Here is a 25,451-nt window from a genome sequence, read left to right as displayed (position 1 = left end):
ACGTGAACCCCAGCGTCGAGCTCGCCACCCCTGCGTGGCGGGACGTCTCGCTCGACCCCGCGACCAGGGCCGACGCCCTGATCGCGGCGATGACCCTGCGGGAGAAGACAGCGCAGCTGGTCGGCGTCTGGGTGGGCGCCTCCGACGAGGGCGGCGAGGTCGCCCCGCACCAGCACGAGATGGAGGAGCCGCCGGACCTGGACGAGCTGCTGCCGAACGGTCTGGGCCAGCTGACCCGGCCCTTCGGCACCGTTCCGGTGGACGCCGCCGTCGGTGCGCTCTCGCTCGCCCGCTCCCAGCAGCGCATCGTCGCCGCCAACCGCTTCGGCATACCCGCGATCGCCCACGAGGAGTGCCTGGCCGGGTTCGCGGCCTGGGGAGCGACCGCCTACCCGGTCCCGCTGTCCTGGGGAGCGACCTTCAACCCCGAGCTGGTGCGCGCCATGGCCACCGCCATCGGGACCGACATGCGCGCCGTCGGCGTCCACCAGGGCCTCGCCCCCGTGCTCGACGTGGTGCGCGACGCCCGCTGGGGCCGCGTCGAGGAGACCATCGGCGAAGACCCGTACCTGGTCGGCACCATCGCCACCGCATACGTGCAGGGCCTGGAGTCCGCCGGGATCGTCGCCACCCTCAAGCACTTCGCCGGCTACTCCGCCTCCCGGGCCGGCCGCAACCTCGCACCGGTCTCCATGGGCGTCCGCGAGCGCGCCGACGTCATCCTTCCCCCGTTCGAGATGGCGCTGCGCGAGGGCCGGCCGCGCTCGGTCATGCACGCCTACACCGACACCGACGGCATACCCTCGGCCGCCGACCAGGAACTGCTCACCGGTCTGCTCCGGGACACCTGGGGCTTCGACGGGACGGTGGTGGCGGACTACTTCGGCATCGCCTTCCTCAAGCTCCTGCACGGCGTCGCCGGAAGCTGGGAGGAGGCCGCAGGGCTTGCCCTCGCCAGCGGCGTCGACGTCGAACTGCCGACCGTCAAGACCTTCGGACAGCCGCTGCTCGACGCGGTCGAGGCCGGCACCGTCCCCGAGGAGCTGGTCGATCGCGCCCTGCGCCGGATCCTCATCCAGAAGGCACAGCTCGGCCTGCTCGACCCCGACTGGAACCCGGTTCCGCAGGCGCTCTCCGGAGCCGAACTGGCCGTTCCCGAGGCGCTGCGCGGCAGCGTCGACCTGGACCCCCCGGCCAACCGGGAGCTGGCGCGCGAGCTGGCGGAGCAGGCCGTCGTGCTGCTGCGCAACGACGGCACGCTGCCGCTCGGCCGCCCCCGCCGGATCGCGCTGATCGGCCCCAACGCCGACACTCCGACGGCCGTGCTGGGCTGCTACTCCTTCCCCGTGCACGTCGGCTCGCAACACCCCGGGGTCCCGGCCGGCATCGCGCTGCCCACGCTGCGCGAGACCCTGGTGGCCGAGTTCCCCGACGCCGAGATCTTCTCCGCGGCCGGTGCGACGGTCGACGGCGACAGCACGGCCGGCTTCGCCGAGGCGGTCGCGGCGGCCCGCGTCGCCGACGTCGTGGTGCTCGCTCTCGGGGACCGCGCCGGCCTGTTCGGCCGCGGCACCAGCGGCGAGGGATGCGACGCCGAATCGGTCCACCTGCCCGGCATGCAGCAGCAGTTGCTCGACACCCTGCTGGATGCCGGCACGCCCGTGGTGCTCGTCATGCTGGCGGGCCGCCCCTACGCACTGGGCCGCGCCGGCACGGAGGCGGCGGCGATCGTGCAGTCCTTCTTTCCCGGGGAGGCGGGCACCGAAGCGATCGCCGGCGTGCTGAGCGGGCGGGTGAACCCCTCCGGACGGCTGCCCGTGAGTGTGCCGCGGCACAAGGGTGTTCAGCCCTCCACGTACCTGGCCGCCCGGCTGGCCCAGGACAGCGACGTGTCCAGCACCAGTACCAGCGCGGCCTACGGCTTCGGGCACGGGCTCGGTTACACGACCTTCGAGTGGTCCGCGCTCGACGTCAGCGTCGCGGAGACCGGCACCGACGGCAGCTTCCGGGTCGCCTTCGAGGTCCGCAACACCGGCGAACGCTCCGGCTGCGAGGTGGTGCAGTTCTACCTGCACGACCCGGTGGCCTCCGTGGTCCAGCCGATGCAGCGCCTCGTCGGCTACCGGCGCCTCCCGCTCGAGACCGGGGAAGTCTGCCGGGTCCTTGTGGAACTCCCCGCGGACCTGGCCTCCTTCACCGGCCGCACGGGCCGTCGCATCGTCGAACCCGGCGAGCTGGAACTGCGGATCTCCGCCAGCAGCACCGACCACCGCATCACGGTCCCGCTGCGCCTGACCGGCCAGGTCCGGGAGGTCGACCACACGCGCAGGCTGCACCCCGTCGTCAGCGTCGAGCGCCGCTGACGCGACGAGAGCCGCGCGTGCACACCGACCTGCCCGAGGAGGCCCGCCCGCACGGCGGCGAGGTCCGCCTGACGCCGGTCGGACCGGACGACGCCGTCCGCCGGACGGACCGCGTCGAGCCCGACCGGGTCGCCGTGGCCGGACAGAGCCAGGGCGGCGGCACCGCACGCGCCGTCGCCGCCCTGGCCCCTACCCGGCGCCACGACTCCGCCCGAAAGGAACGCCTTCCGTGCATACCTACGACAACCCCGTGATCAGCGGGTTCCACCCCGATCCGAGCGTGTGCCGGGTCGGTGACGACTACTACCTGGTGTGCTCCAGCTTCGAATACTTCCCCGGGCTGCCGATCTTCCACAGCAAGGACCTCGTGCACTGGGAGCAGATCGGCAACGTGCTCGACCGGCCCGGACAACTGCCGCTGCCTCTCCCCGGCGCCAAGGCCTCCGGCGGCCTCTACGCCCCCACGATCCGCCACCACGACGGCCGTTACTGGATCATCAACACCAATGTCGACGGCGGCGGCAACTTCGTCGTCTCGGCCGAGCGGCCCGAGGGGCCGTGGAGCGACCCGGTCTGGATCGACCTGCACGGGATCGACCCCGATCTGGCGTGGGAGGAGGACGGCACCTGCTGGTGCGCGTTCTCCGGGCCCGCAGGCGGCATCAACATGGCCAGGATCGACCCGGTCACGGGGGAGGTTCTGGAGGGGCCCTTCGCCACGTGGTCGGGCAGCGGCCTCAAGTATCCCGAGGCGCCGCACCTCTACCGCATCGGCGACTGGTGGTACCTGCTGATCGCGGAAGGCGGCACCGAACGCGGCCACAGCGTGTCCATCGCCCGCGGCCGCTCGCCGCGCGGCCCCTGGGAAGGCGCACCCGCCAACCCCCTGCTGTCCCACAGCGGTACCGCCCGCTCCATCCAGAACACCGGCCACGCCGACCTGGTGGAGGCTCCCGACGGCAGTTGGTGGATGGTGCTGCTCGGCGTCCGTCCCCGCGGCTTCACGCCCGACGTGCACGTGCTCGGCCGCGAGACGTTCCTGACCCCCGTGGAGTGGGACGCGGACGGCTGGCCCGTCGTCGCGCCCGTTCCCGAGAGCCACGCGGCCCCGGGCGGCGCCTGGCACCCCGTTCCTGCCCTGCCCGCCCGCGACGACTTCGACGAGTCCGCTCTCGCTCCGCAGTGGATCTCGCCGTTCGCCCGCCCGGAGGGCTCCTGGTCACTCACGGAGCGCCCCGGCCGGCTGACCCTCCACGCCACCGGCGCGAGCCTCGACCGCCCCGGGTACACCTTCGTCGGCCGCCGCCAGCAACACCACGACTGCCGCGTCACCGCCGCGATCGACCCGGGTACGGGACGCGGCGGCCTCTGCGTGCGTCTGGACGAAGCCCACCACTACGAACTGGAGGTCGGGAACGGACAGGCCGGCGTCGTCGCCCGGATCGGGCCGCTGCGCCAGACCGTGGTCAGCCGGCCGGTCCCGTCCGGGCCGCTGACCCTCACCGTCGCGATCCGGACGTCCGGCCTTGTGCCCGCCTCGCCCGAACTCACCGATGGCGGGACCACCGGCCCCGACACCGTCGCCTTCTGGCTCGGCGATCCCGACGCCCCGGACGCCCGGCCACTCGTCGAACTGGACGGACGGTACCTGTCCACCGAGGTCGCCTGCGGCTTCACCGGCCGCGTCATCGGCATGTACGCCACCGAGGGCACGGTCGCCTTCGACTGGTTCGAGTACACACCGGCCCCGGCGCCCTCCGTTTGACGCCTGCCGCAACCGTTTGGTCGAGGCCCTCATCCGCTTGTCGCCACAGTGAGTGTCCGAGGCGCGAGTTGGACCACAGGCCCGGCCTGTCGTGCCGCGGGCCGGTCTTCCACTTCAGCGGAGCGGTCGCAAGAAACACCGGAGCGGACGAAGCCCTTGAGTCCGCACCGCAGGACCACATGAGGGCACGACCGCAGCCATCCCTGCGGCCCCTGCCCGAGGGGCGACGACCTCGAGGACAGGCAACGGCCTTCCGGTCCGTCACCGTGATCACGGGTACTGTCGTCGGCCTGACCTTCCCCTTCGGCTTCGGCAACGTATGGGCCGGTCCCGGGGGAATGTCGATGGTCACCGGCCCGACCCGCGACAGCACGGTCCTGCTGCTGGTGCCGTTGCGGCGGTTCTGCGACCCCGGGCCGGGCGGGTCGCCCTTCTCGTAGCCCAAGTGCTCGGCTCTCGGCCTCGAGCGCACCCTCCAGGACCAGCTCCACCAGGCCCGTCGGCAATCCGCTCTCGCCGACCAGTTGCGACCCGTCCCTGCGGGCCCGCTCGATCAGGTCTTCGGCCGGCTCCCGGTCCTGCTCAGCCGCTCGCGCCGACTCCGCCCCCGTCCGCACGTGGTGCCGGCGCCCGCTGCGACCAGGCAGCCCAGGAGGCGGGCACCACCCGGTGAGGTGATCGGAGCGGGGTGGTCCTCGGCCCGTACCGGCCGAAATCCGTTGCGGACGGCGGAAGTTCGGGGGCGGGGACAGGCCGGCTCCGGGGAACGGCGCGCTATCGTGGGGGTTCGGCCGGTGGGTGCGAAGGGTGGGACGGGCGGTCCACACCTCACCCCGGCCGGGTCACGCGCTCCCGGGCGGCCGGGTCGTCGAACGGTCGTGGCCGTGTGCCATGCCGTGCCCCCGACCGGCCCGCGCCCCGCGCCGGGCGGTCCTCCCAGGTCCCGGCATGCCGTGCGTCCACGGGCATCCCGCCGCACGTCATGCCCGACGACCAGAGGAAGGCCCTCCCGTGCCCGTTTCCGCCCCCGAGGAGACCGCCGCCCCCGCGACCCGACCGGCCGGTCTCTCCCGTGCCCTGTCCTGGATCCCCGGCCTGCTGCGCGACACCGCGTTCCGCCGCTACTGGACCGCGCAGACCGTGTCGTACCTCGGCGACCAGGTGTCCGCCCTCGCCATCCCCCTCATCGCCGTCACCGTGGTGCACGCGGGCGCGGCCCAGATGGGCTACCTCGGCGCCGCGGTCTGGCTGCCGCACCTGCTGTTCGGGCCGTACGCCGGACTGTGGGCCGACCGCCGCAGGCACCGCCGCCGTGTCATGATCGCCGCCGACCTGGGGCGCTTCGCGCTGCTGCTCGGCCTGCCCCTCGTGTACGCCTTCGGCACGCTGACGTTCACCGTCCTGTTCACGGTGGCGTTCGGCGTCGGGCTGCTGTCGGTCCTGTTCGAGGTGTGCAACCCCCCGGTGTTCAAGGCGCTGGTGCCGCCCGAGCACTACGTCGCCGGGAACTCGCTGGGCAGCGGCAGCCGGGCCATGGCGAAGGTCGTCGGCCCCAGCGCCGGCGGCTTCCTGGTGCAGCTGTTCTCCGCGCCCGTCGCCCTGCTGGTGGACGCGGTGTCGTACCTCGTCTCGGCCGTGCAGCTGGCGCGGATCGCGCCTCAGGAGGCACCGCCCTCCAAGGAGCGTGCCCGGCTGCGGGCGGCCGGCCGGTTCATCGTCCGCTCCCGGACCATCCGGGCGGCGCTGGCCGCCACCGCCACCGTCAACTTCTTCTGCTTCGTGACCACCACCCTCTTCGTGCTGTACGCCACCACCACGCTCGGCCTCGGCGCGGGCCTGCTGGGCACGGTGCTGGGCGCCGGAGCCGTCGGCGCGGTGGTGGGCGCCGTCTCCGCGACCCCGCTCACGCGGCGCCTGGGTGTGGGGCGGACCTTCCTGCTCGGCTGCCTGGCGACCCCCGCCCCGCTGCTGCTGATCCCTGCGGCCCACGGGTCCGGGGGCACGGTCCTGCCGATGCTGGTCGGCGCCCAGTTCGGCTCGGCGATGGGCGTCATCTGGATCGACATCACCGCCGCGACCCTGTTGACCTCGCAGGTCCCGGACGCCATGCGGTCCAGCGTGTTCGGCGCCTACCAGGGGGTGAACCTCGGCATGCGGCCGCTGGCCGCGCTGCTCGCCGGTGCCGTCGCCGGGCCGCTGGGGCTGCGGACGACGCTGTGGATCGCCGCGGCCGGGGCCCTCACCGCCTGGCTGTGGATCCTGCCCTCGCCGCTGTCCCGCAGGACCCCGCCCGAGGCCGTCCCGGAGACCTGAGCGGCACAACCGGCAGCCGGAAGTGCCGCCCGGACTGCCTGTGACAGTGCCGTTCCGGCTGTCGTGGCGCGGTTAGCGTTCTTGTACCGATCGATGATCGCCGTCACAGCACCGCTCACGCAGCTCGTACGCACCACCCCTTTCCCGGACGTCCGCCCGCGTCTGCCCGCAACCGCCGAAGCAGGGCAACCGGGGGCGGGGGCGTTCCGGCAGGCCCCCGGGGCCGGCCGCGGAACGCCCCGTCCCGCCGGTCCTCGCCCGTCCGTCACCGCCCCTCATGGAGACTTCCGTGACACCAGCAGATTCCGGACACTTCCTCGACACGTTCCTCCGGCAAGCAGCAGCGACCCCCGACCGCCCCGCGGCAGAGCTCGGCGACCGGCACCTGACGTACGCCGAACTCGCCGCCCGCGCCCGCGTCCTGGCCGCCCGGCTGCGCTCCCTCGGCGTGGGCCAGGGGGCGACGGTCGGCGTGCTCCTGGAGCCGTCCCTCGACCTCGTGGCCTCGGTCCTCGCCGTCGCCCACGCCGGCGCCGCCTGGCTGCCGCTGGACCCCTCGTACCCGGCCGACCGGCTGTCGTACATGATCAGCGACTCGGGCGCCGCGCTGGTGATCGCCGACGCGGACGCGCCCGAGTGGCTGCGCTCCCTCGGCGTGCCGCTCGCGGACCCCGCCGACGACACCGCGCAGGCCGAGCAACTCCCGCTGCCCCGGCTGCGTCCGGAGTCCGCGGCCTACGTCATCTACACCTCCGGCTCCACCGGCCGCCCCAAGGGCGTGACGCTCACCCAGCGCGGGCTCGCCAACCTGGCCGAAGCCCAGCGCTCCACGTTCACCGTCGGTCCGGGCCACCGGGTGCTCCAGTTCGCCTCGCCCAGCTTCGACGCGTCCGTCTTCGAGCTGGCCATGGCGCTGTGCTCGGGCGCCACCCTGGTCCTGCCGCCGCGCCGCGACGTGCTGTACGGGCCCGGCCTCGGCGACTTCCTCGCCGACGCCCGGATCACCCACATCACCCTGCCGCCGAGCGTGCTCGCGATGGTGCCGGAGCGGGAACTGCCGCACCTGGAGACGATCGTGTGCGCCGGTGAGGCGCTCCCCCAGCAGCTGGTCGACCGGTGGGCGCCGGGCCGGGCCATGTTCAACGCGTACGGCCCGACCGAGACCACCGTGTGGGCCTCGGTGTCCCGGACCGTGCCGGGCGGCGGCAAGCCGGTCATCGGCCGGGCCATCGACGGCGTGCGGCTCTACGTCCTGGACGAGTCGCTTCGCCCGGTGGCGCCCGGCGAGCCCGGTGAACTGGTCGTCGGCGGCAAGGGGGTGGCCCGCGGCTACATCGGCCGGGCGGCCCTGACCACCGACCGGTTCGTGCCGGACCCGCACGCCCCCGGCGAGCGGGCCTACCGCACCGGGGACCTGGTGCGGATGACGCCCGACGGCGAGCTGGACTTCCTCGGCCGCATCGACCAGCAGGTCAAGCTGAACGGCTTCCGCATCGAGCCCGACGAGATCGCCGCCGTGCTGCGCGAACACCCCGCCGTCCAGGACGTCGCCGTGGTCGTGGGCCGGGTCGGCGACGAGGACCGGCTGGTGGCCTATGCCGTGGCGCCGTCGGCGGAGCCGCTGGAGCTTCGCGGGTTCGCCGCCGGCCGGCTGCCGCACTTCATGGTGCCGTCGGTCGCGCTGATCGACCGGCTGCCGCTGCTGCCCAACGGAAAGCTGGACCGGGCCGCCCTGCCCGCCCTGGACCGCGCGTCGCTGGGGCTGGGCGGCGGCGGGGCCGAGGCCCGCACCGAGACCGAGCGCCGACTGGCGGAGACCGCCGCCGAGTTCCTCGGCATCGACGAGGTCGGTGTCGACGACGACTTCTTCCTGCTGGGTGGCCACTCGCTGCTCGCCGGACGCCTCGCCGCGCGGGTCCGTTCGGAGTTCGGCACCGAGCTGCCGATATCGAGCATCTACCAGGAGCGCACGGTGGCCCGGATGGCCGCCGAGCTGGACCGGCTGGGCCGCGGCGCGCCGCCGCTGCCGCCGGTGGTCCGGGTGCCCCGGGACCGTCCGCTGCCGCTGTCCTTCCCCCAGGAGCGGATCTGGTTCCTGGAGCAGCTCTCCCCCGGCAACCTCGCCTACAACGCCCAGGCCACCATCCGGCTGCGCGGCCCGCTCGACGCCGAGGTGCTGGGCGCCACGATCACCGAGGTGGTCCGCCGCCACGAGATCTTCCGTACGGCCTTCTCCACGGTCGACGGCGCGCCGATGCAGGAGGTCCGACCGCCGATGGCGGTGCGGCTGCCCGTGGTCGACCTCCAGGACGTGCCGGAGGCGGACCGGGAGCGCCGTACCGAGGAGGTCGTACGGGACACCATCCGCCGTCCCTTCGAGCTCACCGACCCGCCACTGGCACGCTGGCTGCTGATCCGGCACGCGCCCGACGACCACACCCTCGTCCAGGTGGAGCACCACTTCGTGCACGACGGCTGGTCGTTCGGCGTGCTCCTCGACGAGATCCGGGCGATCTACCCCGAGCTGGCGGCCGGCCGCCCGTCACCGCTGCCCGAACCGCCCATCCAGTACGCCGACTTCGCCGCCTGGCAGCGTGCCTGGATGCGCGACGACGTGCTGGACCGTCACCTGGAGTACTGGAAGCGGCACTTGGCGGACGCCCCGCTCGTCCTGGATCTGCCGACGGACCGGCCGCGGCCCTGTGTCCCGTCCTTCGACGGCGCGGCCCTGCGGATCGAGCTGCCGGCCGAACTCAGCCGTGCGCTGCGGGAGTCCAGCGAGCGCTCCGGGGTGACGCTGTACGCCTCGATGCTGTCGGGCTTCGCGGCCCTGCTGAGCCGCTACTCGGGCCAGAGCGACCTGGTGGTCGGCTCGGGTGTCGCGAACCGCAGGCTCGCGGAGACCGAGCGCATGCTGGGCATGGTGGTGAACACCCTGCCGCTGCGGCTGGACACCTCGGGCTCCCCGGGCTTCGAGGTCCTGCGGCGCCGGGTCAACGACGTGCTGATGGAGACCTCGGACTGGCAGGACGTGCCGCTGGGCCGGCTGGTGGAGGCCGTGGCCCCGCCACGGGTGCCGTCCATCAACCCGCTGTTCCAGGTGATGTTCAGCTTCCACAACGCCATTGTCCCGGACCTGGAGTTCGGCGGTGTGCGGGGCACCGTCCTGGAGCGGCACAACGGCTCGTCCAAGATGGACATGAACATCGTGGTGGTGCCGCGGGCCCAGCAGCGGGCCGGCCGTGAGGACCACCCGGACCGCGACCGGATCACCCTGATCTGGGAGTACGCCTCGTCGCTGTTCGACGAGGACACCATCCGGCGGATGGTGGACCACTACATCACCCTGCTGCGGTCGGCGGTCGCCGACCCGGAGCGGCCGATGGACCGCATCGGGCTGGAGTCCGGCGCCACGGACCGCGAACTGCCGCCGCTCGGCGGCGGGCTGGGCGAACGTGTCGAGTACCCGGAGGGTCTGCTGACGGATCTGGTGGACGCGGTGGCGGCGGCGACCCCGCACGCGCCGGCGGTCACCGACTCCGAGAACACCCTGTCCTACGCCGAACTCACCGGCCGCGCCAACCACCTGGCCGCCCGGCTGCGCGAGGCCGGAGTCGTCGCCGACACCCCCGTCGGCCTCTGGATGGACCGCTCCGCCGAGATGGCCGTCACCCTCCTGGCCATCGTGAAGGCGGGCGGCGCGTTCCTGCCGCTCGACCCGGACCTGCCGGTGGGCCGGGTGGTGACCCTGCTGACGGACGCGGGCGCCCCGCTGGTCTGTGTGGACGGGCAGCGCGCCGAGTCGCTGGCGGACTGTGCGGCCGGGTCGCTCACGGTCCTGGACTGCGGGCCCGGCACGCTCACCGGGTCCTCGCCCACGGCAGTGGACAACGGTGTCACCGGGGACAACCTGATCTCGGTGTACTACACCTCCGGGTCGACCGGCACACCCAAGGGCGTCGCCTCCACCCACGCCGGCTGGACCAACCGCATGCAATGGATGCAGGCCCACTACCCCCTCACCCCCGGCGACACCGTCCTGCACAAAACCGTCCTCAGCTTCGACGACTCCGCCGTCGAGATCTTCTGGCCCCTCATCGCCGGCGCCACCGTCGTCATGCTCCCCCCAGGCCTGCACCGCGACCCCCGCGCCATCGCCGACTGGACCAGCGACCACCACATCGCCGCCCTCCACTTCGTCCCCTCCATGCTCACCCTCTTCCTCGACGAGATCACCCCCACCCGACCACCCCTCACCCACCTCCGCCACGTCATCTCCAGCGGCGAAGCCCTCCGCCCCGACCTCGTCGCCAAGTTCCACGACCGACTCGCCCACACCCCCGCCCGCCTCCACAACCAATGGGGCGCCACCGAAGTCTCCATCGACTCCACCAGCCACACCTGTGTCCCGGAGGACGAGTGGGCCGGTGACGTGTCCCTCGGCGAGGCGATCGCCAACAACCAGGTGCTGATCCTGGACCAGCACCTCAACCCGGTGCCCGACGGTGTCCCCGGGGAGCTGTACCTGGGCGGCGTGGGCCTGGCCCGCGGCTACCTCGGCGACGCCCGCAAGACCGCCGCGGCCTTCGTCCCGCACCCGTACGCGGACGGCGAGCGGCTGTACCGTACCGGCGACCGGGGCGTGCGGCGACCGGACGGCAGGCTGTCGTTCCTCGGCCGCGCGGACAGCCAGGTCAAGATCCGCGGCATCCGCATCGAACCCGCCGAGATCGAGCACACCCTGCGCCGCCACCCCGGCGTCCGCGACGCCGTCGTCACCAAATGGGAACCCGTCCCCGGCGACCAGCGCCTCGCCGCCTACATCACCGCCGAACACCCCGGTCCCCAGGACGAACTGCTCGCCGGACTCACCACCCACCTCAGCGACCTGCTCCCCCGCTACATGATCCCCTCCAGCATCACCGTGCTGGACCGCATCCCCGTCAACGCCAACGGCAAGACCGACTACCGGGCACTGCCCGAACCGCACTTCGAGGCGGACGCGGTCGCGGTACGGCCGGCCACCGAGGCCGAGCAGCTCATCGACGGCATCTGGTCGGAGGTGCTGGACCGCACCGACCTGGACATCCACGCCAACTTCTTCGCCCTGGGCGGGCATTCGCTGCTCGCCACGAGGATCGTCTCCCGGCTGCGTTCGGCGCTGTCCGTGGACGTCCCGCTGGCGCTGATCTTCGACAACCCGACGATCCACACCATGGCCACCGCCCTGGAGAACCTGCTGCTGGACGCGGTCGGCGACCCGGAGACGCACCAGGCGACGGACCAGGCCGGGGACGCGACCGCCGAGAGGACCCGCTCATGACCGCGAGCAGGACACCCGAGGCGGATCCTCGGGAGGCGCGGCGCGCGCAGGTCAGGTCGCTGCTCCGGGGCGCCCGTACCGCCCAGCGCGCCGACGCGGCGGCGACGGCCATTGCGGTGGCCGGACCGGACACGCAGGTGGCGTCGTACTCGCAGGAGCGGATGTGGCTTCTGGAGCAGATGATGCCGGGCTACAACACGTCCACCGTGATCCGGGTCCGGGGCGCGCTCGACGCCGAGGTGCTGGCCCGGAGCTTCACGGTGGTGGCCGGCCGGCACGAGGTGCTGCGGACGGTCTTCGACGAGCGGGACGGCGCCCCCGTCCCCCGGGTGCTGCCGGCCGCGCCGGTCCCGGTGCCGGTCCACGACGTCGTCGGGGACAGCGCCGCCGAACGGTACGAGGCGGCCCTGGAGTTCGCCCGGGCGCTGATGCGCGAGCCGTTCTCGCTGGCCACCGGGCCCGTCTTCCGGGTCGCGGTGGTGCGGCTGGCCGAGGACGACGCACTGCTGGTGCTGGTGGTCCACCACATCGCGATCGACGGCACGTCGATGCGGGTGCTGTGGTCGGAGCTGTCCCGGGCCTACCCGGCCCTGGCGGCCGGCCGCGAGCCGGAACTGCCGCCGCTGCCCGTCCAGTACGGGGACTACGCGGCGTGGAGCCGGGAACACCAGTCGCCGGAGCGGCTGAGGCACCAGCTGGAGCACTGGCGGCAGCGGCTGGCCGGCGCGAGCACCGACGAACTGCCGACGGACCGGCCGCGGCCGGCCGTGCGCAGCGGCAACGGCGCCCAGTTCTCGTTCACCGTGGACGGCGAGCTGGGGGCGGCGGTCAACCGCTTCTCACGGGAGCACAACGCGACCGCGTTCATGACGCTGACGGCCGCGTTCAGCGTGGTGCTCGCCCGGCACTCGGCGACCCGGGACGTCACCCTGGGCACGCCGATCGCCGGCCGGGTGCGTCCCGAACTCGACGAGCTGATCGGCTACTTCGTCAACACCCTTCTGATCCGCACCGAGTTGGCCGACGACCCGTCGTTCGAGGAGCTGCTGGCCCGCACCCGGGCGAACACCCTCTCCTCCTACGAGCACCAGGAACTCCCCTTCGAAGCCGTGCTGGAGGAGCTCCAGCCGGAGCGGGACCCGAGCCGCAACCCGCTGTTCCAGGTGCTGTTCGCGCTGGGCGACGAGGAGACCGACGACCTGGTCCTGCCCGGTCTGGCGACCGAGCGGGTGGAGTTGGTCGACGGCAAGTCGCGGTTCGACCTGAGCGTGGCCCTCACACGCTCAGGCGACACGTTCTCCGGGATCGCCTACTACGCGTCGGACCTGTTCGAGCCGGCCACGATCAGCCGGCTGATGCGGCACTTCGTCACGTTCCTGCGCAACGCGCTGGCCGAGCCGGGCCGTCCCGTCTCCGGTGTCGGCATGGTCGACGCGGCCGAACGCGAGCGGCTGCTCGCCAGGGGGCTGGGCGACCGTGTCGAGTACCCCGGTGGTCTGCTGACGGATCTGGTGGACGCGGTGGCGGCGGCGACCCCGCACGCGCCGGCGGTCACCGACTCCGAGAGCACCCTGTCCTACGCCGAACTCACCGGCCGCGCCAACCACCTGGCCACCCGGCTGCGCGAGGCCGGAGTCGTCGCCGACACCCCCGTCGGCCTCTGGATGGACCGCTCCGCCGAGATGGCCGTCACCCTCCTGGCCATCCTGAAGGCCGGCGGGGCCTTCGTCCCGCTCGACCCGGACCTGCCCCTCGGCCGCGCCGTCCAGGTGCTCACCGACGCGGGTGCCCCGGTGGCCTGCGCGGACGCCGAGCGGGCTGCCCTGCTCGCCGGGGCCCGCGACGGGGCCGGTGCCGGGTGCGCGGTGCTGGACTGCGGTCCCGGAACGCTCACCGGGTCGTCCCCGGCCGCCCCCGGCAGCGGTGTCACCGGGGACAACCTGATCTCGGTGTACTACACCTCCGGATCGACCGGCACGCCCAAGGGCGTCGCCTCCACCCACGCCGGCTGGACCAACCGCATGCAATGGATGCAGGCCCACTACCCCCTCACCCCCGGCGACACCGTCCTGCACAAAACCGTCCTCAGCTTCGACGACTCCGCCGTCGAGATCTTCTGGCCCCTCATCGCCGGCGCCACCGTCGTCATGCTCCCCCCAGGCCTGCACCGCGACCCCCGCGCCATCGCCGACTGGACCAGCGACCACCACATCACCGCCCTCCACTTCGTCCCCTCCATGCTCACCCTCTTCCTCGACGAGATCACCCCCACCCGACCACCCCTCACCCACCTCCGCCACGTCATCTCCAGCGGCGAAGCCCTCCGCCCCGACCTCGTCGCCAAATTCCACGACCGACTCGCCCACACCCCCGCCCGCCTCCACAACCAATGGGGCGCCACCGAAGTCTCCATCGACTCCACCAGCCACACCTGCACCACCGACGACCACGACGCGGACGTCCCGCTGGGCCGTGCCATCGCCAACAACGAGGTGCTGCTGCTGGACGAGCACCTCAACCCCGTCCCGGACGGCATCCCCGGGGAGCTGTACCTGGGCGGCGTGGGTCTGGCCCGCGGCTACCTCGGCGACGCCCGCAAGACCGCCGCGGCCTTCGTCCCGCACCCGTACGCGGACGGCGAGCGGCTGTACCGTACCGGCGACCGGGGCGTGCGGCGACCGGACGGCAGGCTGTCGTTCCTCGGCCGCGCGGACAGCCAGGTCAAGATCCGCGGCATCCGCATCGAACCCGCCGAGATCGAGCACACCCTGCGCCGCCACCCCGGCGTCCGCGACGCCGTCGTCACCAAATGGGAACCCGTCCCCGGCGACCAGCGCCTCGCCGCCTACATCACCGCCGAACACCCCGGTCCCCAGGACGAACTGCTCGCCGGACTCACCACACACCTCAGCGACCTGCTCCCCCGCTACATGATCCCCTCCAGCATCACCGTGCTGGACCGCATCCCCGTCAACGCCAACGGCAAGACGGACTACCGGGCACTGCCCGAACCGAAGGCCGCCGCCGAGGAGAAGGCCACCCGGGCGAGTGGGGCGGCCGAGGAACTGGTCGCGGGGATCTGGTCGGAGGTGCTGGGCCGGCCGGAGCTGGACGTGCACGCCAACTTCTTCGCCCTGGGCGGGCATTCGCTGCTCGCCACCCGGATCGTCTCCCGGCTGCGGACCGCCCTCTCCCCCGACATCCCGCTCTCACTGATCTTCGACAACCCCACCATCCGCACCATGGCGGAAGCGGTCGGACACCTGCTGCCCGCGTCCGGTACGGCCGACGGGAGGACGTCCCGATGACGACAAGTCCGATCGTGGAACGCGCGGTGGAGACCGCGCGGCGCGGGACCGGTTCCGGTCCCGCCGTGGACGCGCCGCTGTCGGCGGCGCAACGACGGGTGTGGCTCCTGGAGCACCTCCGTCCGGAACTCGTCGAATACAACATGGCGCAGGTCTTCGAACTGGCCGGGCTGCTCGACGTGGACGCCCTGGCCGCCGCCCTGCGGCTGGTCGTGGAGCGGCACACCGTCCTGCGCTCCCGAGTGGTCCAGGACGCCGCCGGCGGACCGCGGCTGCGGGTGGGACCGGCGTCGGCGATACGGCTCCAGCGCACCGACCTGCGCTATCTGGCGGTCGGACCGGCGTACGAGGAGGCGTGCCGGCTGCGGGACGCGGACATCACCGGCCGGTTCGACCTCGCCACCGGCCCCTGGCTGCGCGCCCGGCTGACCGAACTCCCCGAGCAGCGTTACCTGTTCACCGTGGTCGTGCACCACATCGCCGTGGACGCGGCGTCCATGCAGATCCTCTGGCAGGAACTCTCGCAGGCCTACGCGGCGTTCACCGCGGGGGGCCGTCCGGAGCTGCCCGAGCTGCCGATCCAGTACGCGGACTACGCGGACCTGGCGGCCCGGCAGCTGGAGACGCCCGAGGCGGCTGCCGAGGTCGAGTTCTGGAAACGGACCATGGCCGGGGCTACCCCGACCGAGCTGCGCGGCGACCGGCCCCGGCCCGCGGTGCGCGGCGGCGCGGGCGCCCGGGTCTCGCACGTGATCGACCCGGCCGTCGCCGACGGGGTGCGGGAACTCGCCCAGAAGTACCATGTGTCGCCGTTCATGGTGCTGTTCGCGGCGTTCGCCGCGCTGGTGTCGCGGCACTCCGGCAGCCGGGACGTGACCGTGGGTGTGCCGATGTCCGGCCGTACGCTCCAGGAGACCGAGGGCCTGATCGGGTTCTTCGTCAACACGGTGCTGCTCCGCACCGACCTGGACGGCAACCCGACCTTCGCCGAGCTGTTGTCCCGGGTCCGGGGCACCACCCTGGAGGCGTACGAGCACCAGGGCGTGCCGTTCGACGTGCTGGTGGACGAGCTGCGGCCGGAGCGCGACCTGAGCCGCAACCCGCTGTTCCAGCTGCTGTTCAACCTGGTCGAGGAGCAGACCTCGCAGCTGCGGCTGCCCCGGGTGTCGGCCAGGTCGCTGCCGCTCGAGACGGACACCGCCCGCTTCGACCTGGACGTCACCGTGGTGACCCGGGGCCGGCGCATGGAGGTGCTGATCTCCTACGCGACCGAGCTGTTCGAGGCCGACACCGTCGCCCGGTTCGCCGAGCACTACCGGCGGATCCTGGCGCACGCGGTGCGGCGGCCCGAGACCCGGATCGGCGACCTCGACCTGCTGGCGCCCGAGGAGGAGCGGCTGCTGCTCTCGGACTGGAACGACACCGCCGGCCCCGAGTCGCCGCTGCTCGTACCGGACCTGGTGGACCGGCAGGCCGCCCGCACCCCGGACGCGGTCGCCGTGGAGGGACCCGACGGCGCGCGGCTCACCTACGCCGAACTGGTGCGCCGGGCCTCGGCGCTGGCCGCCGTGCTGCGCGCGGAGGGCGCCGGCCAGGACGCCCCGGTGGGCGTGATGGTCGAGCGGTCCCCGGACCTGCTGGTGGCGCTGCTGGCCGTGCTCAAGTCCGGCGCGGCCTATCTGCCCCTGGAGTCCGACTATCCGCCGGAGCGGCTGGCGTACGTGCTGGCCGACAGCGGGGCCCGGCTGCTGCTGGGCCGCCCGGAGCTGGTGGCCCGGCTGGACCCGGCCCCTGACGTGCGGGTCATCGACGTGGGCCGGCCCCCGCGGGTGCCCGCGGAGAGCGGGCCGGCGGCGCCGGTCGGCCCGGACGACCTGGCGTACGTGATCTACACCTCCGGCTCGACCGGCCGCCCCAAGGGCGTGATGGTCCCGCACCGCGGTCTGGTGAACTTCGTCGCGGACATCGGCGCCACCCTCGGCCTGTCCGGTGACGACGTGCTGTGCGCGGTGACCACCGTGGCGTTCGACGCGTCGGTGCTGGAGCTGTTCGTGCCGCTCGCCCACGGCAGCCGGGTGGTGCTGGTGGACCGGGAGACGTCCGCGGACGGCGCGGCCCTGGCCCGGATCGTGGCGGAGTCGGGGACGACGGTCATGGCGGCGACGCCGGCCACCTGGCACCTGCTGCTGCTCAGCGGCTGGCAGGGCGGCGACCTCCAGGCGGTCTCCGGTGGCGAGGCGCTCTCCGCGCAGCTCGCCCAGGAGCTGGCGCCGCGGGTGTCCCGGCTGTGGAACGTGTACGGCCCCACCGAGACCAGCGTCTACTCGACCGTGCAGCTGATCGCGCCCCCGGGTCCGGACGAGCCGGTGTCGATCGGTCTGCCGATCGCCAACACCACGGTGCACGTGGTGGACGACCGGATGCGGCTGGTGCCGGTCGGCGCCGTCGGCGAACTGGTCATCGGCGGCGCGGGCGTCACCCGCGGCTACGCCGGGCGGCCCGCCCTCACGGCGGAGCGGTTCGTGCCGGACCCGTTCGGGGCCGGCGGCCGGCTCTACCGCACCGGTGACCTGGCCCGCAGGCGGCCCGACGGCAGGCTGGAGTTCATCGGCCGGGAGGACACCCAGGTCAAGATCCGCGGCCACCGCATCGAACTCGGCGAGATCGAGTCCGTCCTCCAGCGGTACCCCTCGGTGGACCGGGCCGCGGTGATCACGGCGGGCGAGGACATGGCCCGGCGGATCGTCGGCTACGTCTCCTGGCGGGACGAGCCCGACGAGCCCGGACTCCGCGCCCACCTGCGGGAGCACCTGCCGCAGTACATGGTCCCGGCCGTGCTGGTCGGCCTGGAGCGGATGCCGCTGACGCCGAACGGCAAGGTGGACCGCAAGCAGCTGCCCGAACCGGCCGCCGAGGCGGGCGCCGAGCCGGTGGCGCCCCGCGACTCGCTGGAGCTGCGGGTGACCTCGATCTGCGAGCGGGTCCTCGGCCGGTCCCCGGTGGGGGTGCGGGACGACTTCTTCGCCGCCGGCGGCAACTCGCTCAGCGCCTTCGAACTGGTCGAGGCGGTACGGCGGGAGCTCGGGGTGAGCGTGCCGCTCAGCACCTTCTTCCGGTCGCCCACCATCGAGGCGCTGTGCGAGGCGCTCCCCGGGCTGTCCGCGGTCTCCGAGCGGCTGCTGGTCCCGCTGTCGACGGCCTCGCCCGCCGGCCGCTCGCCGCTGTTCCTGGTCCATCCGCACGGCGGCGGCGTCAGCTCCTACATGGGCCTGGCGCGGGAACTGGAGGGCGCCGTCGACCTGTACGGCGTCGAGGCGGTCGGCTACAACACGGACGCGGCGCCGCTGCGCACCGTCGAGGAGATCGCCGAGCGCTATCTCGCCGAGATGGCGGAGCGGGCTCCCGAGGGGCCGGTGCTGCTGGGCGGCTGGTCGTTCGGCGGGGTGGTGGCGTTCGAGATGGCGGTGCGGCTGGAGCGGGCGGGCCGCGAGGTCGGCGCGCTGGTGCTGCTGGACTCGCCGGTGCCGGGCTCGGCGGACCTCGTCGGCGACGAGGACGTGCTGTCCCGGTTCGGGGCCGACGCCGGGCTGTCGTCCGACGAGATGGACGGCCTCGACGACAACGCGCTCATCGCCGCCCTGGTCCGCCAGTCCCACCAGGACGGGCGGCTGCCCGACCGGATCGAGTCGACGGCCGTGCGCCGCATGGTCGAGGTCGCCCGCGCCAACGGGGAGGCCGCCGGCCGCTACCGGCCCGGCGCGGTCGTCCACGCGGACGTCCACCTGCTCACCGTCTCCGAGTCCCACCCGACCCTCAAGAGCCCCGACGTGGACCCGGACGCCTGGCAGGCGCTGACCCGCGGCCGGGTCCGCACCGTCCCCGTGCCGGGCAACCACCACGACATGGTGCACCCTCCGCACGTCGCCGAACTGGCCGCGCGGATCGCCGAGATCGTCCGCCCGCACCAGAGCGCCGGCCGCCCCGCCGGTCCCCCGGACGCCTGATCCGCGACGATCGCCCGACAAGGAACGAAGCCGGGCGGACGCGGGGCCCGAGCGGCCCCGCTCCCCCGGCCCCCGCCGCCCGCGCGGCACAACGCGTGACCTCCATTACCCGAACGTCCGAGGAGGCGTAGGTGAAGATCGGCGTGCAGAGCCAGGACGTGCTGTCCGCACAGGACACGCACGGCCAGGCACAGAGGGAGCTGGAGCCCCCGCACCTGGAGCACGGCGTGCTCATGGGCACCGGAAGCGCCCCCAGCCACCACGGTGAACTGCTCCAGGGGGTGTTCGAGGACGACGGCAGGCTCCGCCGCGGTCTGGTGACGCTGCCCTGCCCGCTGTTCGCCAGCAACGCGACGGTGCGGCTGAGCCGCTGGGAGCCGGAGCTGACGGTCACCCCGGCGTGGAAGACGAAGGCCCTCGCCGCCGCCCGCACCACCCTGGAGGTGCTCGGCATGGGCGCCTACGGCGGGGAGCTGGAGCTGCGCGGCGACGTCGCGGTCGGCCGCGGCCTCGGCTCGTCGACCAGCGACGTGACCTCGGCGATCCTGGCAGTGCTGGCCGCGGTCGGCCGCAACCTCGCGCCGGAGCGGATCGCCCGGATCGCGGTCGCCGCCGAGGCGGCCACCGACCCCCTGATCTACTTCGACCGGATGCTGCTGTTCGCGCACCGCGAGGGCGCCGTCATCGAGGACTTCCACCGGCCGGTGCCACCGCTCACGGTGGTCGGCTTCTCCTCGACGGAGCGGGAGGTGGACACCCTGGCGCTGCCGCGGGCGCGGTACAACGCCTGGGAGATCGAGTGCTTCCGCGCGCTGCGCGGCCTCATGCGCCGGGCCGTGGCCCGGGGTGACCACCGGGAACTCGGCCGGATCTCCACCGCGAGCGCGCGGATCAACCAGCGGTTCCTGCCGGTGCCCCGATTCGACCGATTGCTGGAGATCGCCGAGGAGACCGAGGCGCTGGGCGTGCAGGTGGCCCACAGCGGCTCGGTCGCCGCCCTCCTCTTCGCACCCCAGCGGCCGGGGCTGGAGCAGCGCACCGCGCTGGCCGCCCGCCGGCTCGCGGAACTGCGCATCACCGACCATTGGCGCTACACAGCCGGGAGCGAGACTCATGTCCCGTACGCACACCAGTCGTAGGGCCTTCAGGAGCGTGGTCGACGGCCACGTCCTGCCCAAGGTCATCCAGGTCGGGCCCAACGTGTACGGGGCCGCCTTCCATCTGATGAAGCTGTTGCCCGCCCAGTTCATCCTCACCAGTGCCATCGAGACCGGCGAGCTCACCGAGGGCACCACGGTCGTGGAGACCACGTCCGGCACCTTCGGGCTCGGGCTGGCGATGGTGTGCCGGCTCAAGGGCATTCCGCTGGTCCTCGTCGGGGACCCGGCGATCGAACCGCCGTTGCGCCGTCGGCTGGAGGCGCTCGGCGCCCGGGTGAGCATCGTCTCGGGTCCCGAACTGCGCACCCGCGGGGTGCAGCAGGCCCGCCTGGACCGGGTGGCCCGCATCCAGGCCCGGCTCGGCTCCTACTACACCCCCGGCCAGTACGACAATCCGCTGAACCCGGTGTCGTACGGCGCGGTCGCCGAACTCCTGCTGGAGAGCATGGGCACGTTCGACGCACTGGTCTGCCCGGTCGGTTCGGGCGGTTCGTCGTCCGGGATCGGCTCGTTCCTGCGGGCGCTGAACCCGCAGCTGAAGCTGATCGGCGTGGACACCCCCGGCAGCGTGCTGTTCGGCGCCCCCGCCGGGCCCCGGCAGCTGCGCGGTCTCGGCAACGGCCTGGTGCCGCCGGTCCTGGAGCACACGCTGTTCGACGAGATCCACTGGCTGGACGCGGGGACCGCGTTCACCGCGACCCGGCGGCTGCACGCGGAGCACGCCCTGTACATGGGGCCGACCAGCGGCGCCGCGCACCACGTGGCGAGCTGGTACGCCGAACAGCACCCGGAACTGCGGGTGATGGCGCTCTTCCCGGACGAGGGCCACCGCTACACCAACACCGTGCACAACGACGTGTGGCTGCGCCGCAACGGCTTCCTGACCCCGCCGCCCTCGGCGCCGCGCACCCTGGACCACCCCGTCCAGGCCGCCGGCAGCTGGTCCCGGTACGCCTGGCAGCGGCGCACCCGCGACGAGATCGTCGCACTCGCGGAAGGAGCGGCCGTATGACCCGGGACGTGTTCGTCCTCGTCGAGAGCAACACCACCGGTACGGGCCGGCTGTTCCCCGCGGCGGCCCGCGCGCTCGGCCTGCACCCGGTGCTGCTGGCCGCCGACCCGTCCCGGTACGCGTCGGTCGGCGGCGCCGAGGTGGTCCGCACCGACACCGACAGCGTGCCGGCGGTGGTCGACGCCTGCCGCCGGCTGGCCGTCGGGCGGCGCGTCGTGGGCGTCGCCACCAGCTCCGACTACTACGTGGAGACCGCCGCGGCGACGGCCGTCGCGCTCGGCCTGCCGGCCAACTCCCCCGCCGACCTGGCCGCGGTCCGCGACAAGGGCACGCAGCGGGCCCGGCTCGCCGCGGCCGGGGTGCGGGTGCCGCGGTTCACGGTGGCCGGCACGGTCGAGGAGGTCCTGGCCGCGGCGGCGCAGACCGGCTACCCGGTGGTCGTCAAGCCGGTCACCGGCAGCGGCAGCCTCGGCGTGCTGCTGTGCGCAAACCCGCAGCAGGCGGCCGGGCACGCCCGCGCCCTGCTGTCCCGCGGGTCCGACGAGCGCGGCCGGCCGGTGCCCCTCCGGGTCACGGTCGAGGAGTTCGTGAGCGGCCCGGAGTACTCGGCCGAGGTCCTCGACGGCACCGTGGCCGGGATCACCGCCAAGCACCTCGGTGCACCGCCCCTGTTCGTCGAGACCGGGCACGACTTCCCCGCCGCCCTGGCCCCGGCCGCGCGGGAGGCGATCACCGAGGCGGCCGAGGCGGCCGTACGGGCGCTCGGCATCGCCCTCGGCCCGGCCCACGTGGAGCTGCGTCTCGGCCCGGCGGGTCCGGTCCTGATCGAGGTCAACCCGCGGCTGGCGGGCGGCTGGATCCCCCGGCTGGTACGGGAGGCGACCGGCGCCGACCTGATCCTGGGCACCGTCGCCGCGTTCGCCGGACGTCCGTCCCCGGTGGCCGTGACCGCGGCCCAGGGCGCGGCGATCCGGTTCGTGGTCCCGGCCGAGAGCGGCCGGCTGCGCGGCATCGACGGGGTGGCGCGGGCCTGCGCCGTTCCGGGTGTGGTCGACGTGGAGACCTACCGGGAGCCGGGCACGGAGATCACCGTGGGCGGTGACTTCCGCGACCGGATCGGGCACGTGCTGGCCCGGGGCGCGACCGCCGCCGAGGCGGCCGCGGCCGCCGAGGAGGGCGTGGGCCGCATCAGCCCGTCCCTGGCGGACCGTCAGGAGGTGCGGGCATGACCGACTCCGGCCGCCTGCGCAGCGCCGCGTCGCCCGAGATCCGCCGCATGCTCCTGGAGCGGCCGGACCCGCCGCGGCCCGCCTGGAAGACCGAGCTCGACCGGATCACCCACGTCGACCTCGCCCACGTCGTGATGCTCGCCGAGCGCCGGATCGTCGGCGCCGGGACCGCCTCCACCCTGCTCGCGGCCATCACCGCACTGCGCGAGCAGGACTACCGGGCCCTGGAGACCGTGCCCGCCCCGCGCGGCCTCTACCTGGCCTACGAGTCCCACCTGATCGAGACCCTCGGCGACGAGACGGGCGGTGTCCTGCAGACCGGCCGCTCCCGCAACGACCTCGGGGTCACCTGCCTCCAGCTGGCCCTGCGCGAACCGTACCGGCGGCTGTCGGAGGAGCTGGCCGAGCTGGGCCGGGTGCTGCTGGAACGCGCCCACGAGCACCGCGAGGTGCTGATGCCCGCCTACACCCACTTCCAGGCGGCCGTGCCGGTCACCTACGGCCACTACCTGCTCGGGCTGGCGCAGGCCTTCGAGCGGGACGCCCGGGCCCTGGCCCAGGCCGGCGAGCTGCTGGAGCGGTGCCCGCTGGGCGCCGGGTCGATCGGCGGGACGACCGTGCCGATCAACCCGGGGCGCACGGCCGAACTCCTCGGTTTCGGCGAGGCGGTGCGCAACTCGGTGGATGCCATCGCCACCCGGGACACCGCGCTGCGGCTGCTGTCGGCGGCCGTGGTCCTCGGCGTCACCCTCGACCGGGCCGCCCTCGACCTGCTGATGTGGTCGAGCGCGGAGTTCGGGCTGGTGACGATCCCCGACGGGCTGGTCGGGTCGAGTTCCATGATGCCGCAGAAGCGCAACGCGTTCGTCCTGGAGCACGTGCAGGGCAAGTCGGCCGCCGCCCTCGGCGGGCTGACGGCCGCGGTGAGCGCGATGCGGGGTACTCCGTTCACCAATTCCATCGCGGTCGGCACCGAGGCGATGACCCATGTGATGCCGGCGCTGGACGCGACGATCGACGCGGTGAAGATCCTGCGGATGGCCTACGACGGGGCCCGGCCGGTGCCCCGGGCCATGGCGGACCGGGCGACGGCGGGGCTGACCCACGCGACCGCGACCGCGGAGTGGCTGGTGCGCCAGGGGGTGCCGTTCCGGCGGGCCCACCACCAGGTCGGGGAGGCCGCGCTCGCCGTCGTGGAGGGGCGGGCCGGCTCGCTCGGCGCGGCCCTGGAGGCGAACGGCCACCTGCCGGCCGGCGACTCCGCCGACCTGCGGCCGGAGAGCGTGTGGTGGGCGGCGGAGTTCGGCGGCGGCCCCGGCCCGGCCTCGTTCCGCCGTTGCCACGAACCGCTCGCCCAGAGCTGGGAGGACCACCGCGCCCGGCTGGCCAAGGAGACCGCCCGCTGGCGCGACGCCGACGAGCGCCTGCGGGACGCCGTGGCCCTGGTGCACGGCAGGACGCGGGACACCGCCGCGGCCGCCGGCCCCGATTCCGAGGAGGACATCCATGACGAGCACTGACCGCGGCGCCGCCCCGGCGCGCGTCGTCGAACTGCGCAGCGACACTTTCACCCTGCCCACGCCCCGCATGCTGGCGGAGATGACCAGGGCGCCGCTCGGCGACGACGTCTACGGCGAGGACCCCACCGCCCGCGAACTGGAGGAGCTGGCCGCCGGGCTGCTGGGCATGGAGGACGCCTGCTTCATGCCGAGCGGCACCATGGGCAACCTGGCGGCCCTGCTGGCCCATTGCCCGCGCGGCACCAAGGCCCTCGCGGGCGCCGAGTCCGACATCTACGTCTACGAGGCCGGCGGCGCCTCCTACTGCGGCGGGGTGATCGTCGAGCCGGTGGCCAACCGGGCCGACGGCACCATGGCGCTCGCCGACATCGAGGCCGCCTTCCCGGAGGACACCGAGGACCCGCAGTTCGCGCTGCCCGCCCTGCTGTGCGTGGAGAACCCGCAGAACCGCTGCGGCGGGCGGGTGCTGCCGCTGGAGTACCTGGCGCAGGTCCGGGCGCTGGCCGACTCCCGCGGGGTGGCGGTCCACCTGGACGGGGCCCGCCTCTTCAACGCCGCGCTGGTCCTGGGCGTGCCGGTGCGCGTCATCGCCGGTTACGCGGACTCGGTGCAGTTCTGTCTGTCGAAGGGGCTGTCCGCGCCGGTCGGCTCGATGGTCGCGGGCAGTGCCGAGTTCATCCGGTCGGTGCGGCGCATCCGCAAGATGCTCGGCGGCGGCATGCGGCAGGCCGGAGTACTGGCCGCGGCCGGGCTGGTCGCGCTGCGGGAGATGACGCTGCGGCTCGGCGACGACCACGCCACGGCACGCCGGCTGGCCGAGGGGCTGGCCGCGCTGCCCGGGGTGGTGGTGGAGCCGGTCGAGACCAACATGGTCTTCTTCCGGGTCGACGCCCCCGGTCTGACCCAGGCCCGGTTCATGGAGCGGGCCTGGGAGGAGGGCGTACGCCTCGCCGAGCTGGGCCGCGGCCGGATCCGGGCCGTCACCCACGCGGGGGTGGACGACGCCGACGTCGACCGCGCCCTGGCGGTCTTCCAGCAGCTCCTGCTACCGCGGACCGCCGCCGTCTGACCGCACCACAGCAACCACCCGCACCACCGCTCCACCCGTTCCAACCCTCCCTGAAACAGCTCCACCACACGATCGGAGAACCGTCATGCAGCAGAACCCCCAGCAGTGGCTCGTCGTCGTCAACGACGAGGAGCAGTACTCGGTCTGGGCCGCCGACCGGAGCATCCCGCAGGGCTGGCGCGCGGTCGGCGTCAGCGGTCCGAAGGAGGACTGCCTCGACCACATCGAGCGCACCTGGACCGACATGCGCCCGCTGAGCCTGCGCTCCGCCACCGCCGCCTGACAGCGGGCCCGGGGGGGGGGGGGGGGGGGGGGGGGGGGGGGGGGGGGGGGGGGGAGGGGGGGGGGGGGGGGGGGGGGGGGGAGGAAGACCGGCAAGGGGACG

General features: G+C 73.7%; 13 protein-coding genes and 1 pseudogene. 13 read left to right on the top strand and 1 reads right to left on the bottom strand.

Annotated elements, in window-relative coordinates; translation table 11 throughout:
* Nucleotides 1-2: 2 nt before the first annotated feature.
* Genes ACZ63F_RS41230 through ACZ63F_RS41220 form a run of 3 tightly spaced genes read left to right on the top strand, consistent with a single transcriptional unit; the run spans nucleotide 3 to nucleotide 4,128 of the window.
* Nucleotides 3-2,363, top strand: coding sequence for a beta-xylosidase/alpha-l-arabinosidase (locus ACZ63F_RS41230; RefSeq protein ID WP_469719070.1), 2,361 nt, complete (start codon nucleotides 3-5; stop codon nucleotides 2,361-2,363).
* 17 nt (nucleotides 2,364-2,380) lie between these two features.
* Nucleotides 2,381-2,617, top strand: a complete 237-nt coding sequence (locus ACZ63F_RS41225; protein WP_469719020.1) for an acetylxylan esterase — start codon at nucleotides 2,381-2,383, stop codon at nucleotides 2,615-2,617.
* Nucleotides 2,593-4,128 (top strand): glycoside hydrolase family 43 protein, encoded by a 1,536-nt coding sequence (locus ACZ63F_RS41220; protein WP_469719018.1) that lies wholly within the window; start codon nucleotides 2,593-2,595, stop codon nucleotides 4,126-4,128. The genes ACZ63F_RS41225 and ACZ63F_RS41220 overlap by 25 nt, the downstream gene beginning before the upstream one ends.
* Before the next feature lie 274 nt (nucleotides 4,129-4,402).
* Here ACZ63F_RS41220 and ACZ63F_RS41215 read toward each other — a convergent pair.
* Nucleotides 4,403-4,745, bottom strand: a pseudogene (locus tag ACZ63F_RS41215) (transposase); the annotation flags it as partial.
* Between the two features lie 394 nt (nucleotides 4,746-5,139).
* On the opposite strand from ACZ63F_RS41215, the gene ACZ63F_RS41210 reads away from it, so the two are divergent.
* From ACZ63F_RS41210 to ACZ63F_RS41165, 10 genes are all read left to right on the top strand, one after another.
* On the top strand, nucleotides 5,140-6,441 hold the full coding sequence (locus ACZ63F_RS41210; protein ID WP_469719016.1) for an MFS transporter: 1,302 nt from the start codon (nucleotides 5,140-5,142) through the stop codon (nucleotides 6,439-6,441).
* 289 nt (nucleotides 6,442-6,730) lie between these two features.
* Nucleotides 6,731-11,764: an amino acid adenylation domain-containing protein gene (locus tag ACZ63F_RS41205; protein WP_469719014.1), complete on the top strand. Its 5,034-nt coding sequence runs from the start codon at nucleotides 6,731-6,733 to the stop codon at nucleotides 11,762-11,764.
* Nucleotides 11,761-15,072, top strand: coding sequence for a non-ribosomal peptide synthetase (locus ACZ63F_RS41200; RefSeq protein ID WP_469719012.1), 3,312 nt, complete (start codon nucleotides 11,761-11,763; stop codon nucleotides 15,070-15,072). The genes ACZ63F_RS41205 and ACZ63F_RS41200 overlap by 4 nt, the downstream gene beginning before the upstream one ends.
* On the top strand, nucleotides 15,069-19,076 hold the full coding sequence (locus ACZ63F_RS41195) for a non-ribosomal peptide synthetase (protein ID WP_469719010.1): 4,008 nt from the start codon (nucleotides 15,069-15,071) through the stop codon (nucleotides 19,074-19,076). Before ACZ63F_RS41200 ends, ACZ63F_RS41195 begins: the two co-directional genes overlap by 4 nt.
* Nucleotides 19,077-19,207: 131 nt before the next feature.
* Entirely contained in the window at nucleotides 19,208-20,215 is a 1,008-nt protein-coding gene (locus ACZ63F_RS41190; RefSeq protein WP_469719008.1) for a GHMP family kinase ATP-binding protein, read from the top strand.
* Entirely contained in the window at nucleotides 20,190-21,248 is a 1,059-nt protein-coding gene (locus ACZ63F_RS41185; RefSeq protein ID WP_469719007.1) for a pyridoxal-phosphate dependent enzyme, read from the top strand. The genes ACZ63F_RS41190 and ACZ63F_RS41185 overlap by 26 nt, the downstream gene beginning before the upstream one ends.
* Entirely contained in the window at nucleotides 21,245-22,477 is a 1,233-nt protein-coding gene (locus ACZ63F_RS41180) for an ATP-grasp domain-containing protein (protein WP_469719005.1), read from the top strand. Before ACZ63F_RS41185 ends, ACZ63F_RS41180 begins: the two co-directional genes overlap by 4 nt.
* Entirely contained in the window at nucleotides 22,474-23,997 is a 1,524-nt protein-coding gene (gene argH, locus ACZ63F_RS41175) for an argininosuccinate lyase (protein WP_469719004.1), read from the top strand. Before ACZ63F_RS41180 ends, argH begins: the two co-directional genes overlap by 4 nt.
* Entirely contained in the window at nucleotides 23,984-25,066 is a 1,083-nt protein-coding gene (locus ACZ63F_RS41170) for a GntG family PLP-dependent aldolase (RefSeq protein WP_469719002.1), read from the top strand. The genes argH and ACZ63F_RS41170 overlap by 14 nt, the downstream gene beginning before the upstream one ends.
* An 85-nt stretch (nucleotides 25,067-25,151) precedes the next feature.
* Nucleotides 25,152-25,349 carry an MbtH family protein gene (locus tag ACZ63F_RS41165; RefSeq protein ID WP_469719000.1) on the top strand — a complete coding sequence of 66 codons (198 nt, stop codon included), beginning with the start codon at nucleotides 25,152-25,154 and terminating at the stop codon, nucleotides 25,347-25,349.
* Nucleotides 25,350-25,451 lie beyond the last annotated feature (102 nt).

This window comes from Streptomyces sp. NPDC104761 (genome assembly GCF_055583445.1).
This window is presented reverse-complemented; position numbering and strand designations above follow the sequence as displayed.

What these genes read in the sequence shown, in the direction of transcription:
- ACZ63F_RS41200 (WP_469719012.1), top strand. Translation starts at nt 11,761, where the DNA reads ATGACCGCGAGCAGGACACCCGAGGCGGATCCTCGGGAGGCGCGGCGC.
- ACZ63F_RS41195 (WP_469719010.1), top strand. Translation starts at nt 15,069, where the DNA reads ATGACGACAAGTCCGATCGTGGAACGCGCGGTGGAGACCGCGCGGCGC.
- ACZ63F_RS41185 (WP_469719007.1), top strand. Translation starts at nt 20,190, where the DNA reads ATGTCCCGTACGCACACCAGTCGTAGGGCCTTCAGGAGCGTGGTCGAC.
- ACZ63F_RS41180 (WP_469719005.1), top strand. Translation starts at nt 21,245, where the DNA reads ATGACCCGGGACGTGTTCGTCCTCGTCGAGAGCAACACCACCGGTACG.
- argH (WP_469719004.1), top strand. Translation starts at nt 22,474, where the DNA reads ATGACCGACTCCGGCCGCCTGCGCAGCGCCGCGTCGCCCGAGATCCGC.
- ACZ63F_RS41170 (WP_469719002.1), top strand. Translation starts at nt 23,984, where the DNA reads ATGACGAGCACTGACCGCGGCGCCGCCCCGGCGCGCGTCGTCGAACTG.
- ACZ63F_RS41165 (WP_469719000.1), top strand. Translation starts at nt 25,152, where the DNA reads ATGCAGCAGAACCCCCAGCAGTGGCTCGTCGTCGTCAACGACGAGGAG.